Raw genomic sequence first — 18,754 nt, 5'->3', positions numbered from 1 at the left:
AATGAAACGTTTTCTTATTACTTGTGCCAGAGCCCCTGTTTCACTCGAGCTGGCCAGAAATTTAGCCAAACATGGGCATCAAGTCTTTATGACGGACTCATTGCGCTACCCACTCGCAAAAAACAGCCGTAGTCTGACCCAGTTTATTCTCAGCCCCAGTCCAAGAAATAACATCAACAACTACCAAACAGCGTTATTGGACATCATTCAAACCCATGAGATTGATTATCTATTGCCCATGTGTGAAGAAAGCTTTTATATCTCAAAAATCAAAGACAAACTGACGCAACATTGCGATGTATTATGCCCCGGTTTTGATTTAATGCAGCAATTGCACAGTAAATACGATATTTTGTCTTTATGCCAAGAGACAGGCATCGCCCTACCCAAAACGGAGCTACTGGACTTTAGCAGTACGATAACCCCTGAGATATTGTCTAACGCTATCGTAAAAAGAGAGTTTTGCCGCTTTGGTACCGATGTTCTCCTGTCTCCCACCCCTAAAAGTGTACAACACTTGTCTGACACCGCCCCTGGCCGTATTTTAAAACAAGAAAAAATTCAAGGTAATGAATATTGTACATATGCGATAGCGCTAAAAGGTAAGGTGTTTGCACAAGCCATTTATCAACCGACTCATAGATTAAAAGTCGCTGCAGGTATTTACTTCAAGCCCATTGTGAACAAAAAAATAAGTGACTTTATTCACGCCTTTTGCCAAAAACATGAATACACAGGGCACCTTGGATTCGATATTATCGAAACACCTGATGATATTTATATTATTGAATGTAACCCTCGCGCAACCAGTGGCCTGCATCTATTAGAAGAGGCTAATTTGGCGGATGCATTTTTAGGTGTGAACGCTCAACATCGTCCCCATTTTCAACAGCCAAAAATGATTTCACTCATGATGGTATTAGCGGGCTTACCCTTCGCCATACATCAACGAAAAGTCAAAGCTTGGTATCGAGATTATCGACAAGCCATCGATGTGATGGCATGCAAAAATGATAAAGGGTTTTCATGGTTTCAATTTATTTCATTGGCTGAACTGGTTCAAATCGCTTTTAAAGAAAAAATCTCCGTTAGAGAAGCCGCCACACAAGATTTTGAATGGGACGGAGAAGCCATCAAATGAGTACACAAACCATACTCACAACACAGAAGCACCCCGTTGAAGCTTACTGCCAACACTTCATACCCTCGTCACGTATGATAGACAATGTCGACACCGAGCTGCAAACACTGACGGTGGGAAAACACTGCAAGTTGCCAATGAGCCTCAATCATACAGAGTTTCATAACAGTTATGTGTGTTCCCCCTATACCGCCTTTATCCCTTATTGCCTTGAGGAATTAGATAAACTGAATAAACCTTGGTTAGAGGCTCTCATTCGACCTTGTATTCGTTTATTGGGCCATTACCTTAAAAAAAATAATATTAACAAAGTATTACATGTCAACAATTGGCTATTATCGACTAATTTGTATCCCAAGAGTTTTCATGCTGACGCGATTGATAAACTGACGCAGACGTTAGTCAAAGATTACAGTGAGCACACTATCATTTTTCGCTCACTGAACCCTTATTCTAATCCTGAGCTAATCCAAGGTTTTAAACAAGCCGGTTATATTCTAGCCCCGTCAAGACAAGTGTATATTTATGATAAAAAGCTGGCCGATTATCAGCAGCGCCGAGATTATAAAAACGATCTCAATTTACTCAAAAAAACGCCTTATCAACGAGTGGATCAAGCCGAGATCACGCCCAATGATTATCCTAGGATAATCGAACTGTATAACATGCTTTATGTCAGTAAATATTCTCGGCTCAATCCTCAATTTACTGAAACGTATCTTGAAGCCATGTTTGCTCACCCACATTTCTCCTTTGAGGGCTACCGCAATGCACGAGGCAGATTGGACGCAATTGCAGGGCGATTTAGCATCGAAGGTATCGTGACCTCCCCGATTGTTGGTTACGATATTACGCAACCTAAAAAGCTGGGATTATACAGACTGGCTGCATTTTCAGGATTAGATTTTGCGCAGAAGCATCAAAAGATTTTTAATGCCAGCTCGGGGGCAGCCCATTTTAAAAGACAAAGAGGTGGTCAACCTTTCATTGAGTATTCCGCGATATATACCCAACATTTACCTAAAAAAAACCAGCGTATGTGGCAAGTGTTATCTTGGATAACCAACAAGGTTTTTGTTCCCTTAATTAAAAAGCATCAATTATGACTCTATCGATTACACAAAAAAACTGGTGTCCAGTCATACAATCACATCAATTAAAACAAGATAAACCACTGGCTGTGACCTATCATGATCAGGCCGTGGTGATATTTCGCGATGGCCATCAACTGCACGCCTTAAAAGATCAATGCCCACATAGGGGCGTGCCTTTATCTAATGGTTGCTTAAAACAAGGAACACTTGAATGCCCTTATCATGGCTGGCAATTTAATGGCCAAGGACAATTAGCCAATATTCCCGGTGATGTGAATTTCAAGGCCCCTAAAAATGCCTTGATTGATACTTTTTCCATATGCGAAGCCCATGGCCTTATTTGGCTCAGCAGTGACAAGCCCCTTCAGCGGCCTTTTATTCCAGAAGTGCACGCCAGCCATCGCTATTCAACGCACATAGGTACTATTGAAGCCAATTCAGTGGATATTGCAGAAAATTTCTTAGATGCACTGCACACCCATACCGTGCACACCGGGATCATTCGCACTAATCAACCCAAGCGTCATTTATGTCATGCCCGTATTACGGATCACCCAACGGGTTACCAAGCAGAATATATTGAAGAGAAAAAACAAACCGGACTCGTCAGTCGTTTATTTGGCAACCACATTACTAAAGGTGTCGGCCGTATTCATCACTCTGGCACCATTGAATTGGAATACTGCAATGCAAAAGGCATCGCGCTCTCGGTGGTCATTTATCTTGTTCCCGAAACCGCACAAAAAACCAAAATGGTCGTGCGAACCTACGTGAAGGGAAAAACCTTACTGAGTTATTTTAAAATGAAGGCCCTGTTTCCTTTTCAATATATTGCTTTTTTGCAAGATAAACGCATTTTAGAAATTCAACAAGCCAACCTTAACCATGAACCTAGTTTTAAACCTATGGTGACAAAAACCGATCTGATGCGACCTTATATTGTCAAAGCCTTTAACAATGACATCACCCCAACCCACAGAGAAAAACAGCTTCTGTTGTAATGCATGACTGACCTGAATTGACTTTATTCATAGGATAACATCTTGATAGACCAGCATATTGATACACTTTTTGACAAAGCAAAAGTCTTGGCCAAACGCGCTCAATTACCGGGATTAGCGATTGTTGTTCAACATAAAGATCAACAGCATTTTTGTCTCTATGGCAAACAATCCATTGACACAAACATGCCCCTGAATAAACACACTGTGTTTCCTATTTCCTCGCTCACAAAGGCCATGACAGCCTGCCTGATTGGCATTTTGGTTGCACAAAATAAATTAGCATGGGATCAACCCGTTCAGCATATTTTACCTGATTTTAATCCGCAATTTACCCTTGTGCATTTGGTCACACATACTCTGGGGTTACCGCCATACGCAATGGACTACTTGGGTTTTTTAGGTTTTTCATCAAATGATATGCTCAATGCACTCACCCATTGCAGCCAAACATCAGCGCCCACAGAGTTCGCTTACAATAACTTAGGCTTTGTTGCCCTTGAAAAAATCGTTGAAATTACTCTCAATTGCTCCTTTGAGAAGGCACTATCGACATTCATTTTTAAGCCGCTGGGTATGCAGCGCAGCTCCTGTGGTAAACAAGCCTATTTGCAACACACCAATAAAGCCTCCCCTCACAGACGTGCATTTAATTTACAAGGCAATGCCCCACTCGCTCTGTCTCGTTTTCCACATCAATTATTGGGGGCCGCGGGGATCAATTGCAGCATTGAAGATATGGGCAAATGGCTTAAGTTCTGGACTCATGAGCAACACGACAAACTCAATATGACTGCCCATGAACAGGCCTATTTAACCCATGGGGTGATACCTTGTACGATTAATGCAAAAACCGGTCATTACGCTAGAGGCTGGCTCATTGAAAAGCGAGCATCACACACCATTACCCGTCATACTGGCGGTTTTCCGGGGATCACCTCACTTTTACTCACCGTCAAAGAGCGACACCTTGGCATAGGCATTTTATGTAACCGTTCTAGTATCATTCCCCAAAAAATCGCCGACAAATTCTTACAACTTTTCATTGATGCCGATTACCCCAAGACGCAATTTGCCGTCCTTTCTCCTCGTGCATTAGCACACTACTGTTATTCAACAATGCCTGCACTGCGCAAACCTAAAAATACAGCCACACTCATTGGCCATTACCATAATCCCATTGTTGGCGACATCACAATCACTCCAGAGCTGACTTTTGGCATAGGGCCAATGAATTACCAAATCCAGCTGAGTCCGTTTAAAGGCAATACCTTTAAGGGGCGGTTTGACAATGAAGATTTACAGCAAAGTCTTGGCAGTATGAAAATCAAAATTTTGCAAGAACACATCGGTAAAGCCGTTCAACTTCGACTCTATAGCGACAAAATGGAATGTTTTATGGTGCCTGAAGGTGGCCGTATCACCTTTACTCGCTGTGAAGAAACAAAAGATAACTCATTGTATAAACAACTATAAAAATAAAAACGAATATTAGAAGACTTCATGACAGCCATTCTCATTACACCAAATAATCTCGATAAAATACCACTTCATTGTGATGATGCCGATTACATCAAAGCCATGATAACCCATACACCCGCACATTATATTAATAATGTTCACGCGCAATATCTTGCCATTCTTATCAACGATCAATTATTGCCATTAACGCTTAACTCATACCATAAACACAACTCATTTGTGTGTTCTCTATACACGGCATTGATTAACAGCCCACAAGCAAGCATTAGCAATCCGCTTCTAAACGGTACCCTGACGCTTCTCGGTAAGATACTTAATCTCTTTAAAATCGATAATGTAATATTTGTCAATAACTTCCTAACGGGCACAAATCTACACACTCGTCAGTTAACGTTAGAAGAATTGAGTGAAATCCATGCATTACTGATCAAAGCTTTTCCTTCACATAGCCATGTTTATCGTTCAATACAAGACAGTTATTTATCACCGCAACAAAACGCACTAACCTCACTGGGCTATTATCTAAGCCCCACGATGAATGCTTACATTTTTAATCCGAATGATAATTTACAACAAAGGCGGGACAATAAACGCGATTTAACCTTGCTAAAAAACACCTCTTTGACAGTGTTGCAACACGATGATATTCACCCTGAGCATTATGGAAGAATTGCGGAGCTCTATCAGCAGCTCTTTATCACCCAATACAGCACGCTTAATCCACAGCTCAATGCACATTTCATTGCACTCACTCATCAAAAACGCTTCTTTGACTTTACTGCCTTATATTGTGAGCAATCAAAAAAAGTCATGGGATTTACCGCCATCAAGCATAAAGGCAATATGCTAACGAATCCCATCGTAGGCTACGACACTTGTGCCCCTCAATCTCTTGGACTCTACCGAATCTTATATGCACTCAATTTACAAACCTGTTTCCAAAAAAGATTAAGGCTGCATTGCGGCACTGGCGTTAAACACTTTAAAACCAGCCGAGGTGCGAAAGAACACCGAGAGTTTGGCGCCATTGCCTTTCAACATTTACCCCGTTATCGCCGCTACTTTTGGCAAGTGACATTAACATTGATCCACTGGAGTTCAGAAAAATTTCTGAAAAAAACATCATAATGCATTTTAAGCTATTTTCCGCTGACAATATTAGCGAACTTCACGTTGAAGGTGTCGATCATCTGATCGCCCAGTATCTCGCCTCAGGCTGCCAACCTTTTATTGCCAATGTGGATACAGAAATGAATCTACTGCAGTACCAAGGTATGACAATGCCTTTTAGCATAAACAATAAAGAATATGAAACCTCCTATGTATGCTCACCTTATAATGCCTTTGTCAGTTATGGGCGAGATGCGCTATTGGCATCCATTCCCACTGTCTTAAGAACGCCCCTTAAAGTACTCATCAATGGCCTAGCTTCGCCATTGAAATGGATGCGCATTAACCGCTGTGTCCAAATGAATAATCGACTGTGGGCAACAAACCTATCCCCTGAGCAATCTGAATTTCCCGTCTATGATATGCGCCGCTATTTCACAAAAGCTTACCCAGATCATGCATTGGCTTTTCGCTCGCTCACGCAAAGCTTAAATCAAAATATCATCACCAAGCTAAAAAGCGATGGATTTATTCTATTGCCGTCTCGCCCTATCTGTATGATTGATTATCGAACGCCGCTGCCCAAGCGAAAAAACTCCAGTAAAAATGATAAACGGCATTTAAACAACACCCAATATCAACTTATCGATATACATGACACACGCTATTCAACTGAACTGCATCAGCTTTATCACAAGCTGTACATTGAACAACATTCGCCCCATAACCCTCAGTTTACCCCGTTATTCTTTCACACCTGTATTGAACAAAAAGCAATGGAAATAAAAGCATTACAAGATCCCCAAACCGGTAAATTGGTCGCCATGCTAGGACTATTTATTGAAGGGAATGTGCTTACAGTGCCTTTTTGTGGATACGATACTGCCTTAGATAAAAAGCAGCAGCTGTATCCTATTCTTAATGCCATTACGGCTCGGATCTGCGATGAGCGACAACTCATATGCCATGCCAGTGCAGGGGCAATGGACTATAAACGCGCCAGAGGGGGCGTAGAAGAAATGGAATATACCGCCATTTATGTCAACCACTTACCTTGGTTTAGACAATGTGGCTGGAAAATACTGAGTCGGCTGAGCCGCGCCTTTTTCAAGGAGCAAACTCAATGAATAAAAAGGGGTTTCGTGCCTTAATTTGGGTCAACTTTTCCGGCGCTACGGTTGATCACTTGATAAAAAATACCCTGGTGATATTCATAGGCTTTCAAGCGCAATCAGAACAACTGGCCGCGCAATTCACCACGCTTGCCTTAGCGCTCTTTATGCTACCTTGTGTGCTGCTATCCGGCTTAGCCGGACAATGGGGCGATAATCATCAAAAGTTACCGCTCTTTAAAAAACTGAAAACCATTGAATATGTCATTATCATTCTGATTTGCTACGGTTTATATATTAACAATCCTTATTTGCTTTGCGTACTCTTGCTGCCTATCGGCATTATCGCCTGTTTAACGGGTCCACTGAAACTGGCCATGATCGATGAAAGAGTCGATAAACAACGCCGTAGTCAATCTTCAACACTTTTTCAATTATCCAGCATTATCGCCATACTCATGGGTACCGCCTTAGCGGGCGGTTTGTTGCAGGCAGGCCTTAATATGGCCATTACTGGGATCTTAGTGTGCACATGCATCAATGCCATTGGAGTATATCAACAAAAAAACATCAGTATTGCCCATAACATTGCCCGTAAAAAGCCACCTTCGCCACGCTCATTTTGCACGCAATATCAACACATGTTTCAAACCATCAAGCAAGATCCTAAATTAGTCTTAGGTTGTTTGCTCATCAGCTATTATTGGTTTTTTATCAACTTAAGTTATTCACAAATGACCACTTTTGCAAAGTATCAACTCAATATCAATGAGGTGAATACCAGTCTATTATTTGTTGTCATGACGGTTGCGATTGCCTTTGGCTCTCTACTGTTTTTAATACTCAACACACGTCTCTCACAAGCTAAAATCATCATTGTAGGGAGTATGAGTGCTACATTAGGATATGCGACCTTAAGCATGATGATAGCATTCAAAGAAAATGAGCCTACCATTAGCCTGCTAAGCGAATTCCAACAAGTCATCATTGTCATTGCACTATCAAACTTATTCAGCTCTCAGCTACTTTTTCTCGGGTATGCATTATTGCAAGTGAATGGCGCAGAGACACAAAAAACCACTATTTTTGCTGCCAGTAATGTTATTTCAGCTGCTGGCATGATAGCTTCGGCTATCTTAATCAGCCTCGCCCTTCATTATCATGTGAACATAAAATCCCTTTTTTTGATTTACAGTCTGCTCTCACTCTGTGGTGGCCTAATGCTATGGAGGCAGTGTATTTCACAAGAAACCAAATCACTAAAGCAAACCGTTTCCCCATCACTCACCGACTAAAAAGGCAAGATCCATCACGTAGCGTTTCGGCCGTTTTTTATCGACATAAACCGTGATCCACCGCTCATCGAGATAAGCGGTGGGATCCCGCCATAAATTTTGACTTTTAAAGGTTTGTTTCTCACTGGTTCTAGGATTAATTCCTTGCGTTACAATTTGATAAGGATGGCGCCCATTCACTCTTAGATTAAAGTTACGCTCAACCCCTTGAAGTTTTGTATCTATTCTATCACCATATAAAGTGAGATTGGCCTTTTTTCGGCGCCTTAACCAAGTCAGTATTGGGCTAAACAAACCTATCACTAAAAACACTAAACCTAATCCCCCTACAATCAGCTCTCCTATCCACAAAGAAAAAAAGCCATTAATACTGACATTTTGAGGCTGCTGAGTTGAGTACAAAATATTCACAGGTTCGCCAACATCATAGGCTGGCGGGTAGGAGCTAGTGGACGAAATAAAGTGAGCCGTTTTACCATTAGGCAATTGATATTCTATAATCGGTGCATAAGTCATAGAATGGCTGGAATATACGCCTTTAAAGTCAATGACCTTACCCACACTTTTGGTCGCCCCCTGAATATATACTAGAGTATTTAAGGCCATATAAAATGCCAGACTCAGCATCAACATAGCAATAATGAGCACAATTTTTTGCAGTAATGGCATAGACTTCATAACCCGTCCCTTATCATTTTGCTATAAAATAGATAGCTTATGCTCCATATAAACCATGTTAGTTTATATATTTAAAGCTCTTTTACTCCCATTAAAGCCTTTTATCACTCAAACACTAAACTAACAACACCTAGGCATCAAAATGCAAACATAAAAGAAACAAAGTGTTCCTCCTTATCATCATCGACCATTAATATTTTTTTTCATGCAAAAGAGGTTACCAATAGGCTCTATTTAAGCGTAAGATACTTTATAATCAAATCACTTGAAAATGCGCTTTGAACTAGAGTATTCGAGAGGTTCTGACACTCGCACCGTCATTTCACTTGAGGGTATGATCTTTTAGGAGAACGCTATGCCAACTGCATTAATCACTGGGGGCAGTCGAGGTATCGGCTACGCTATCGCCAACTATTTTGCCAACAAAAATATCGACATTGTATTAGTCGCAATGAATAAAGAAAGGCTCATCAAGGCTAAAAAAAGCCTCAGCGAGCGATATCCCAACATTGATATTCACATTTATCGGTGCCATTTTGCGGATATTAACAGTGTGGAACAACTTACCGATAAACTATTAAAACAATATGCTCCTATCGATATTTTAGTGAATTGCGCAGGGGAATTAACCACTAATTTTATTGAGGCTGATGATCATACTATTGATCATTTACTCAGCGTTAATGTCACTTCAACATTAATACTGACCAATAAAGTGGCTCAGCTAATGCAAAAACAACAGCAAGGGCATATCTTTACCCTATCCTCCAATACGGGGATCAATGCGCTACCCCAAATTGGCCTTTACAGTGCAACCAAAGCAGCATTAATCAATTACAGTGAAAGCCTTTTTAAACACTTATTACCATACGGTGTAAAAGTGACTTGCCTTTGCCCCAGCGTAGTCGATACCGACATGACTAATGATGGTCGCATTAACAACGAAGATAAAATCCAAGTGGATGATATCGTTAAAGCCGTCGATTTTGCCCTTAGCCTCAGTCCCAATGCGTTATTGCCACAAATGACGGTTTTGTGCAGACCTATTGAGGAAGAGAAGCTGAAATAAAGATATGTCAGCCTCTATCGTATTATCGATGATAATCTTCCCGTCAATTAGTCTTCATTAAATTCGTTATTAACCATAGCCTTATTGTTTTGAATTACCTGCCGCAGGCTGGTGCGCAAACACAACAATAACTCACCGTAAATACCTGATCTGCATGGGTAGCAGGGAATGCCTTAGTTACTTCTCCTGAACAGCTTTAGTATCAATTGCACTATCATGATGTTTCTGTAATGTACTTAATGGGATAGTGCCTAATTTTTGTTGTAACGCCTCTAAAGGGATCCCTTTTGTTTCAGGCATTTTTGTAAATACCCAGATAAGTTGCAGAACCATCATCAAGCAGAAGAAGCCAAAAATGTAACTCGGAGGGAAAGTCGATATAATCACAGGGAAAACTAATGTTAACAGCGCAGCACAAATCCAAAGTGTCGATGCACCGAGTGTCTGCCCTGCCGTTCGATGTTCAATGGGAAATATTTCGGATATAAAAACCCAAATAACCGTACCTTGTCCAATGGCATGCGCTGCAATAAAAAGAAAAATACATAGAGGAATAATAGAATAAACATTATAATGAAAAGCCCACGTACACGTACCCAGAGCTAAAATATAACCAAAAGAACCAATATAAAGTAATGTTCGACGACCCAGACGATCGATAAGCCAAAGACCAATAAGAGTCGCAATCATATTGGTCACCCCGATACCTGCTGATTGTAATAAAGCCGCTTGTTGACCTAACCCTGTCATTTCAAAAATACGCGGTGCAAAATACAAGATTGCATTAATCCCTGAAAGTTGGTTAAAAAAGGCAATGCAAAATGCTAAGAAAATAGGGTATTTAAGCCTTTTGCCCCAAAAAGGGGTTGTTACTCCAACAGCTGAAGACGCATTAATAATATTATCACTCATCTCATTAATGGTATCAGCAGACATATTGGGATTAATAAGCATAAGGACTTTTCTGCCTTCAGTCACTCTGTTACATTTACCGATAAGCCAACGTGGACTTTCAGGGAGATAAAAACACAATAAGAAATAAATAATCGCTGGCACGACTTGAACACCCAGCATCCAACGCCATGCGTTGTCTCCTATATTCGCTAATAAAGCATTTGATATAAAAGCAATAAGGATGCCAAAAACAATATTAAATTGAAATAAACCGGTTAATCTCCCACGTTTTTCAGCAGGGGAAATTTCAGAAATATAAAGTGGGACCGCGATAGTAGAAACACCAATCGCCAAACCGCCAATAAAACGGGCAATGATAAAAGAATAGGGATCATTGGCTAATGCTGACCATATTGCTGAAATAAAGTAAAGAAAACCAATAGCAATTAAGGTTTTCACCCGCCCAAAACGATCGGTAGGCCAACCGCCAATTAACGCCCCTAATACCGTTCCCCATAACGCTGAACTAATAACCACACCAAGTAAACTGGGTGACAAGCCCCATAAAGTTTGAATCGTTATTTCTACTCCAGAGATAACTACAGTATCAAATCCAAAAATAAATCCAGCAAGCGCAGAGGTCAGTGCCCACAAAATGAGTTTATCATTATATTTTGTTGTATTAATAACCATTTACACTCCCTCATTAATCTTTGTCGATGATCAATTAAAATTGCGATGCAATGCCTCTATTGATACTGTTCAATACCTCTCCACCAGCCGAACTATACCCGTGATCTAATAATACACCAAATCCATACTTCTTAAAGACCAGCCTTATATTAACCTTAACTCGGGGTAAGCAGCGCCGCTTAATAGCGCTATTTTTGCCCCTATCTATGTTGTGTTTTCTACTAATAGCCCGCTATTAGACACGAAATCCCGCCTTGATATAGACAAAAATAGTGGTATTTAGCCAAATTAAACAATAACGGGATTGATTTTAACCTATTGACTTTAAATGGATGGCCAATTTTCTTTGACACTCATTATCCCGAGTTCAGGTTATATTAAGAATCATTTCCAGTGTCTCGATAGAGTCATCACTAACCTAATTAACCTATTTGTATACTCATTTAACCTTTCTATCATGCTCTATAGAGCATAGCAAAATCAAAGCCGCCTTCACGATCAACAATAATTTTACCAGCAAAAACGATCCCATGCTCCTAGGGCCGATTGAACTTTCGTGATTAAATTATGTTCAGATTAACGTGTTTTAGTCGCGGCGAGAAGTGTAATACCTAGTCATTCTAAGCCCTTTCTTTAAACAGAGATGCTCTCACCAAAGATCAACAGCCCCTAGTAACAAGAGCGATTAATAATAAAGCTTCACTTGTAACTGGTTCTTATGATTATTCAAGATTATTAGATAAATAGCTAATATCATTTAGATAATAATTATTTAATTATCAATATTCTTTAAACATACTCAACAGTTTTGTTGAATAGGTACAGAGGTTGATCTCATGGAATTGAAAAAAGTGATTACTGGCATTATATTGTGTTCAATAATTTTTTTATAGAGGCCAATGCGACCCAGTTAAACAAGGCTCATCTTCAATTGAACCACAGAAGTTATTACAATTATCTTTAAAAGCAATCGGTAAAAAAGACGTTATCGAATCGATTGTTGGTGAGGATAACTTAAAGTTAGCCCACTTTGTTAATCCTGAACATTCTATTTCACCTGAAGCTCAACCAGAATTAATATCAAATTATCGTTTAAGAACTACCGTTGATTATTCTGATGTCGATAATATTCGATATCATTTTAATTGGAATACTCACTACGCTTACCCTGCAAACGTTCAAAGGCGATACCAAGAAACTATCCATAATGATACCGGCTATATCTCAGGTTTAGATTACTCTGTATTACCTGATCCTAACTATGCTCAATCAGCGGAAGAAATGGGTAATAAAATGTCATCTTCTCGCGTTGCTATGCGTAAAAAATTACACTTAATGTCATCACCTTTATTATTAATCAAACATGCTTTAAATCAACGCGGAGTCAGTTATAAAAGGAGAGGCATTTGTTGGCATAAAAAAGCTTTGGGTGATTGGGATCCCGAATTTACAACCAGGATCTCAAGATATTGAACTGTATATTGATCAACATGATGGCTTGCCAATTAAAACCCAAACATTAGAAGATCATCCTGTCTCAGGTGACAGTAAGGTGGAAGTCTTATTTCAACATTGGATTCAATTTAATGAAATTAATAGCCCTAAGGTATTAACCTATCGATTCAATGGTAAAATAATCAACTCGGAATTATATATTGGAAGGCATTACCTAAAAGCATCTGCTATTACTGAGAATGATCTATTTGACTTTCCAATAGAATTAGTAGAGCAATCTGTAAACCATGAGGCATTTTCATTTGGTTTACGTACTTCATTTTGGCTTTATCGTCATTTAGCGACAGGGATCTCATTTGATCTTGATACATCTAATGTATTCATTCAACCGCTCTCTTATCAAGCGAACGCTTATCATATTATAGGCAGTACGCATCATAATTTGCTTATTGAAAGAAAAAAGGGTCTAATCTTGATTGGAACATCACTGCATAATGAACGAAGTGATGTTGTTCTTAAGGCAATAAAGAAAAAATTTCCAAAGAAATCGATTAATTATATCGTTCCTAAGCATTTGCATACAGATCATATTGGTGGATTAAGGCAGTATGTCGCTAATGGAGGAAGCCTCATAGCAGCTCAAGGAACAGAAGCGGCTTTGAGAAATATACTCACCGCACCTCATACGCTTTACCCAGATCAATTTTCAAAAAGTAAGATCAATGTGGCAGATATTGCAATAGAAACAGTCGCTGAAGCTAGCGCCTTGCTTTTAAAGCAAGGTAGTGAAACGTTATTTAAAGAAAACATAATGTCTTCAAGTAAGCCAGATGACATGATATTCATAAATGTCCCGAATATTCATTCTTTATATAATTTAGTTGTTTACTTACCTTATTCTCAAACATTATTTGTTAGCGATGTTTATATCCCAACACCATTAGTTGAAAATTGTCATATTGAAAACGCGATACATTAAGACTTACAGAGAATATTTAGCCTTAATTCGGGATAACGAGTGTCAGACATAAATTACATTTAAAATTAATGCGTTAATTGACTTACTTATTTTTGTTTCTTTCACTTTTGCTAAATGCCCTACTCGTGATAAACCGACTTTATCACGAGTAGATGATTATTCCACAAGAACATGAGCCCTATGTACTATACCTAGCTAAGCATTAGCCAATCACTTTTTGAACTTACTCCATTAAATCGAAATAGGCAAAATCCCATGATCCAGCTCTAATCGTACACTCATTAAAATAGGCTATTCGCACCTTTTTCCCTGTAGATTTTGCAAGTAGTGCCATCGATAATACGGAATTATGCAATGGATGATTAACCGAAATCACTACTCTATTTTGGCCCGTTATACAGCCCTTAGGCAACCCCTCCACATAAATCGCTAAGAGACCTTTGGCATCGACAGAATAAGCACCATATGAATGAGGAAAAGCAACGATTTGCTTTACCACACCTTCATGAGTCAATATCTCTGCAGAATAAGCTTTAAACGCTAACCCCATCATTAAAAGAATACTCCATTTTTTAAACATTTATCCCACCCTAAAAATGAACCTTTTATCACAATGATTAATTATATATTAATTACATATTAATTAGTTAAGTAACAATACCACTACAAAACCCAACACCATAATTGATATTCAAGAGCCATATAACATCGATTAGCTAAAGTCCCCCAAGTGATGACGCAGAATTCATATAACAATCAACAATATCCTTGAGGCATCATTAACACCTAGTGAGTTAAAAGTGGGCTTTCGACCATATTCACAGTGATATTCGCTGACGCGGGAAAACCTTGGATTAACTCACTGACACTAATATCAAATTCACCATCCACATCAACAAATTGCTCACCTGAATCGAGTGTACTTATCAGTAAACTCCTTGTCGAGTTCCCTTGGAAAGTGTGAATACTGACTTGATACATATAGATAAAATTGGGGTTCATTAGCGGATCGTAACCATTTAAAGAAATAAAATATTCTTTATTATTCGATGGTTTGATAACTTTAAGGACTTGAGGTGCGACAACAGTATAGCTATTTTGTAGTTGTGTTAGCGGGTATAAACCACTGGTTTGCACTGTGGTCAAGGCTTCAGGAAAAGCATCATACATGCCTAAATGATAGCGGTGAGGGGCATTGAATGTACCAGTCTTAAATCCCCATCCCATAATGGATTGTTCACCATATTCTTCGTCAACTTGATGGTCGTTGTTAAAATCAGTTGCAGAATGATGCATGCCTAAATTATGCCCTAATTCGTGGGCAAAGAGGTTTTTTGTGACTCGAGTATCCCAGTTTGGAATAACCCAAGCACGGCAATCATCACCACAAAAAAGCCTCCCTTTTCCTCCCCATTTACAAGATGTTCCTCGAGGAAAAACAAATACTTTATAGTCATACTGCGCCATATCAATCCCTTCATTGAGGGCGATATTTGATGCTTGTGTTGCCCAATTTGAATAATCACACAAACCTGATGCATCCACATCGACTAACACCGGACCATAAATATCCGCTCTGCCATCACCGTTTGAGTCTTGCTTAAAAGAAAGCTTTCCTTCACTGTTCGCCTTATACTGATTATTGGCAGAATCCCAATCATTAAACATTTCATTGTTTAATTTCTTGACGCTAGACTGGCTACCCATTTTAACATCGTTAAACTCCATCATTAAAATGCCAATACTTTTTTGGGCGGGTAATGACTCGTTGCTCATCTTTACCTGAGCCTGTTGGAACAGAGGCTTGTCAACAGCAGTGGGCATGACCGACTCCACAATAAAAGGGGGCATCACAGACTCAATAACGTTATTATCAGCGTAATGCCCCGAAATTTGAATAGGGGTGCCAAATTTGAGGCCTGCCAACATTGTTGCTGATTTTGCATCAAGGCTGATCGTTTGCTCGTTATTGAGTTTTATTGCATAGTCGTATCGATATTGTCCATTTAAGTCATCCTCGATAAAAACCTGTAACTTTCCTTCAAGAGTCATTGTCTCGGCAGATACATTGAAAAGTGGCATCAATAGAAGTATAAAAAATACAAAAAAATTTTTAAAAGATAATAAAAAACGCATAGTAAAGCTCCATGATTAAGTTGCTAGGGACTACTTGTTGTTTAAGATTATTTAAGGTTGCTTCTGATAGCTTAAGTCTTACAGCGACATATGTACTGGCTAACTAAAATTGGGCACAATTTTTGAGTGTAACCAGAGCAAGCGGTCTGATTTATTTAGTATCGACACACCATCATATTGATGAGAGCATAGCTGATGCGGGTAATATTTTGCTAAGCTTCAGCAAAATGACGATATTCCGTTTTCAAGCTTATTAAAGAAGCGCTCCAATAAACTATTATCCCAATCGTTTCCACACCGAAATAAGTTTTATTTAATCTGAAATAGCCATAATAATTGATGATACTTTTTACTTTTATAGTAACTGCCTTATCCTATGAAAAATACGACTCTTAAACTGACGTCAAGGACTCGATATAGGTAAAAAGTATTATCTGAATAAATCCACTTTTAAGCTGTTTAAGGAATGTGCGAATTTACCTTATATCAATATTCAGCCAAACAAAGAAAGAAACAAAGAATAGATTTAAACCTAACCCATTGATTAAATATAATGATAAAGAATTAACGCTCATAATCTCAAATTTAGATTAATTAAGTGAGTTGTCACGGGAACACATACATAAAGACAGGAGAGAAATATTGAATAGATTGATAATGAATTAATACACTAGGCTCAACGAACATGGTGTATTGATCAAATGAGATATTATGTTTTTGTGGATTCCGTTCCTTGGTCGCCCGCAGTGTCATTATTTTCTTCAGAAGTTGCGGCCCCGTTCCAAATTCCCCCTTTTAAATTCGCAAGTTCAGAGAATTGTTTACTATTAAAACTAGGCGTTTTTCCTACTCTTAATTGATAGCGGTAATCATTGGTGACCTTAATGGCAAGCTTAGATAGCATGAGTAAAGCGATGATATTAACGGTGGCCATGAGACCCATGGATAAATCAGCCAAGTTCCAAACGAAACCAACTTTAGCAACGGCGCCAAACATCACCATAGCTAACACACATATTCTAAATAAGGGCAAGGCTTTTTTATTATTGTGCGTTAAGAATAATAGATTGGTTTCAGCATAAGAGTAACCTGCAATGATCGAGGTGAAACAAAAAAGCAAAATAGCTAAGCCAATAAAAATTCCGCCCCAAGCACCTACATGGTTGGTGAGTGCATGAATAGTAATGGCAATACCGTCATTATCTGCGCCCACATCACCAGCTAATAAAATAATAGCTGCGGTTGCTATACAAATAACTATCGTATCGACAAAAACCCCCATCATTTGAATAAAACCACGTGATGCTGGATGATTAGGCTTGGGTGAAGCACTGGCGGCAATATTAGCTGCACTGCCCATACCGGCTTCATTTGAAAATAAACCTCGTGCAATACCCGCCTGCATCGATTGTGCAATGGTATAACCGACGCCTCCAGCAACAACTTTTTGAACACCAAAAGCGCTTTTAATGACGAGCATAAAGATTGCAGGTAGTTCACGAACATTCATAAGTACAATAATTAACGCGATACCGATATAACCAAGAACCATGATAGGAACAATAATCTCTGACACCTTCGCCACTTTTTTCAGTCCGCCAATAATGATTGACCCACTACAAATCACTAGGATCCCCCCACTGTCGCTGGAAAAATACCAAAAATACTGCTCATGGCACCAGAAATGGTATTGGCTTGAACGGCACTGAAGACGAGGCCAAACGCTAAAATGAGGAGAAAAGCAAAGAGCACTCCCATCCAACGTTTTCCTAACCCATTTTCCATGTAATATGAAGGGCCGCCGCGAAATTGTCCATCTTTGTCTCGAACTTTATAAACTTGTGCTAAAGTAGACTCGACCATGGCTGTAGCCATGCCAAATACAGCAATCAGCCACAGCAACACCTGCCATGTTACCGGCACCAACTCTATCTGCCATACTGGTACAGAATACTTGAAAAGAAGTGAGTCCATCTTTTGTTGAGCCTTGACGACTTTTGATCATCAATTTTGCTGAATGTTTAAAATGAGTCACTTGTATGAAGGCAAGACGCAAAGTGAAATATAATCCTGCGGCAACCAGCCCATAAATCAATACTTTCCCCAAAGTAAATCATTTAAAAGATTAACAATATTGTCTAACATTTTTTATATTCCTCAAGACTAAAGCTTAATTCGTATTTAGAACAATTTTAGTATTAGGTTGAATGTAATTATTCAACAGAGTATGAATATATAATAAATAAGTTTGTGAATGTAAAATGAATGACTTTATTTATGTTGATATCATCATGTATCCATAAAAACATTCATATTTTATCGAAATATTTATCTTATTTTAAATAACATCAATATTTCACAGATAAAAAAGCAGCCAAAGAAAAATAGCACACATCAGGATGATATTCACTATTTCCTATTCATACCAACAAATGGTTAACTTTTTGTTTGTTTTTTATTTTTCTATTTCTATTTCTATTACAACAATTATTTTTATACGGCAGTAATTGGTAATTAGTTAACTATAAATCACCTTAAACCTTAAACCTTAAACCTTAAACCTTAAACCTTAAACCTTAAACCTTAAACCTTAAACCTTAAACCTTAAACCTTAA

At 38.9% G+C, this 18,754-nt stretch carries 13 protein-coding genes and 1 pseudogene; 9 read left to right on the top strand and 5 right to left on the bottom strand.

The window, feature by feature from the left end; all coding sequences use genetic code 11:
- Window position 1 precedes the first annotated feature (1 nt).
- From Q0976_RS13370 to Q0976_RS13340, 7 genes are read left to right on the top strand one after another with little or no spacing between them, the layout of a single operon-like run.
- Entirely contained in the window at window positions 2-1,141 is a 1,140-nt protein-coding gene (locus Q0976_RS13370; RefSeq protein WP_299494329.1) for a hypothetical protein, read from the top strand.
- A complete protein-coding gene (locus tag Q0976_RS13365) occupies window positions 1,138-2,247 on the top strand; it encodes a hypothetical protein (RefSeq protein WP_299494328.1) in 1,110 nt (369 codons plus the stop codon). Before Q0976_RS13370 ends, Q0976_RS13365 begins: the two co-directional genes overlap by 4 nt.
- Window positions 2,244-3,236 (top strand): aromatic ring-hydroxylating dioxygenase subunit alpha, encoded by a 993-nt coding sequence (locus Q0976_RS13360; RefSeq protein WP_299494327.1) that lies wholly within the window; start codon window positions 2,244-2,246, stop codon window positions 3,234-3,236. The genes Q0976_RS13365 and Q0976_RS13360 overlap by 4 nt, the downstream gene beginning before the upstream one ends.
- Before the next feature lie 42 nt (window positions 3,237-3,278).
- Complete coding sequence (locus Q0976_RS13355; RefSeq protein WP_299494325.1) at window positions 3,279-4,712, top strand: serine hydrolase domain-containing protein; 1,434 nt, start codon at window positions 3,279-3,281, stop codon at window positions 4,710-4,712.
- 27 nt (window positions 4,713-4,739) lie between these two features.
- Window positions 4,740-5,846 carry a hypothetical protein gene (locus Q0976_RS13350; protein WP_299494324.1) on the top strand — a complete coding sequence of 369 codons (1,107 nt, stop codon included), beginning with the start codon at window positions 4,740-4,742 and terminating at the stop codon, window positions 5,844-5,846.
- Window positions 5,846-6,955 carry a hypothetical protein gene (locus tag Q0976_RS13345; protein ID WP_299494323.1) on the top strand — a complete coding sequence of 370 codons (1,110 nt, stop codon included), beginning with the start codon at window positions 5,846-5,848 and terminating at the stop codon, window positions 6,953-6,955. Before Q0976_RS13350 ends, Q0976_RS13345 begins: the two co-directional genes overlap by 1 nt.
- Window positions 6,952-8,235: an MFS transporter gene (locus Q0976_RS13340; protein WP_299494322.1), complete on the top strand. Its 1,284-nt coding sequence runs from the start codon at window positions 6,952-6,954 to the stop codon at window positions 8,233-8,235. Before Q0976_RS13345 ends, Q0976_RS13340 begins: the two co-directional genes overlap by 4 nt.
- Here the strand turns inward: Q0976_RS13340 and Q0976_RS13335 are convergent.
- Window positions 8,221-8,913, bottom strand: coding sequence for a DUF3592 domain-containing protein (locus Q0976_RS13335; protein ID WP_299494321.1), 693 nt, complete (start codon window positions 8,911-8,913; stop codon window positions 8,221-8,223). The two genes, Q0976_RS13340 and Q0976_RS13335, sit on opposite strands and share 15 nt — an antisense overlap.
- A 355-nt stretch (window positions 8,914-9,268) precedes the next feature.
- Here Q0976_RS13335 and Q0976_RS13330 point away from each other — a divergent pair, with 355 nt between their 5' ends.
- The gene (locus Q0976_RS13330; RefSeq protein ID WP_299494320.1) at window positions 9,269-9,982 is read left to right on the top strand and encodes an SDR family oxidoreductase; all 714 of its coding nucleotides are present in this window, start codon (window positions 9,269-9,271) and stop codon (window positions 9,980-9,982) included.
- Window positions 9,983-10,159: 177 nt separating this feature from the next.
- On the opposite strand, the gene Q0976_RS13325 is transcribed toward Q0976_RS13330, so the two are convergent.
- Window positions 10,160-11,569: a sugar porter family MFS transporter gene (locus Q0976_RS13325; protein WP_299494319.1), complete on the bottom strand. Its 1,410-nt coding sequence runs from the start codon at window positions 11,567-11,569 to the stop codon at window positions 10,160-10,162.
- A 1,429-nt stretch (window positions 11,570-12,998) separates the two neighbouring features.
- Here Q0976_RS13325 and Q0976_RS13320 point away from each other — a divergent pair.
- Complete coding sequence (locus Q0976_RS13320) at window positions 12,999-14,003, top strand: MBL fold metallo-hydrolase (protein WP_299494318.1); 1,005 nt, start codon at window positions 12,999-13,001, stop codon at window positions 14,001-14,003.
- Between the two features lie 223 nt (window positions 14,004-14,226).
- Here Q0976_RS13320 and Q0976_RS13315 read toward each other — a convergent pair whose 3' ends face one another.
- The 3 genes and pseudogenes from Q0976_RS13315 to Q0976_RS13305 all read right to left on the bottom strand — a co-directional run bounded on the left by Q0976_RS13315 (window position 14,227) and on the right by Q0976_RS13305 (window position 18,284).
- Window positions 14,227-14,583, bottom strand: coding sequence for a hypothetical protein (locus Q0976_RS13315; RefSeq protein ID WP_299494317.1), 357 nt, complete (start codon window positions 14,581-14,583; stop codon window positions 14,227-14,229).
- A gap of 206 nt (window positions 14,584-14,789) precedes the next feature.
- Window positions 14,790-16,139: a reprolysin-like metallopeptidase gene (locus Q0976_RS13310; RefSeq protein WP_299494316.1), complete on the bottom strand. Its 1,350-nt coding sequence runs from the start codon at window positions 16,137-16,139 to the stop codon at window positions 14,790-14,792.
- 709 nt (window positions 16,140-16,848) lie between these two features.
- Window positions 16,849-18,284, bottom strand: a pseudogene (locus Q0976_RS13305) (sodium:alanine symporter family protein).
- Window positions 18,285-18,754 lie beyond the last annotated feature (470 nt).

This window comes from uncultured Shewanella sp., from assembly GCF_947501665.1.
In the GTDB taxonomy this organism is placed as follows: domain Bacteria; phylum Pseudomonadota; class Gammaproteobacteria; order Enterobacterales; family Shewanellaceae; genus Shewanella.
The sequence above is the reverse complement of the archived record's forward strand: the minus strand, read 5'-3'. Positions and strand labels throughout refer to the sequence as shown.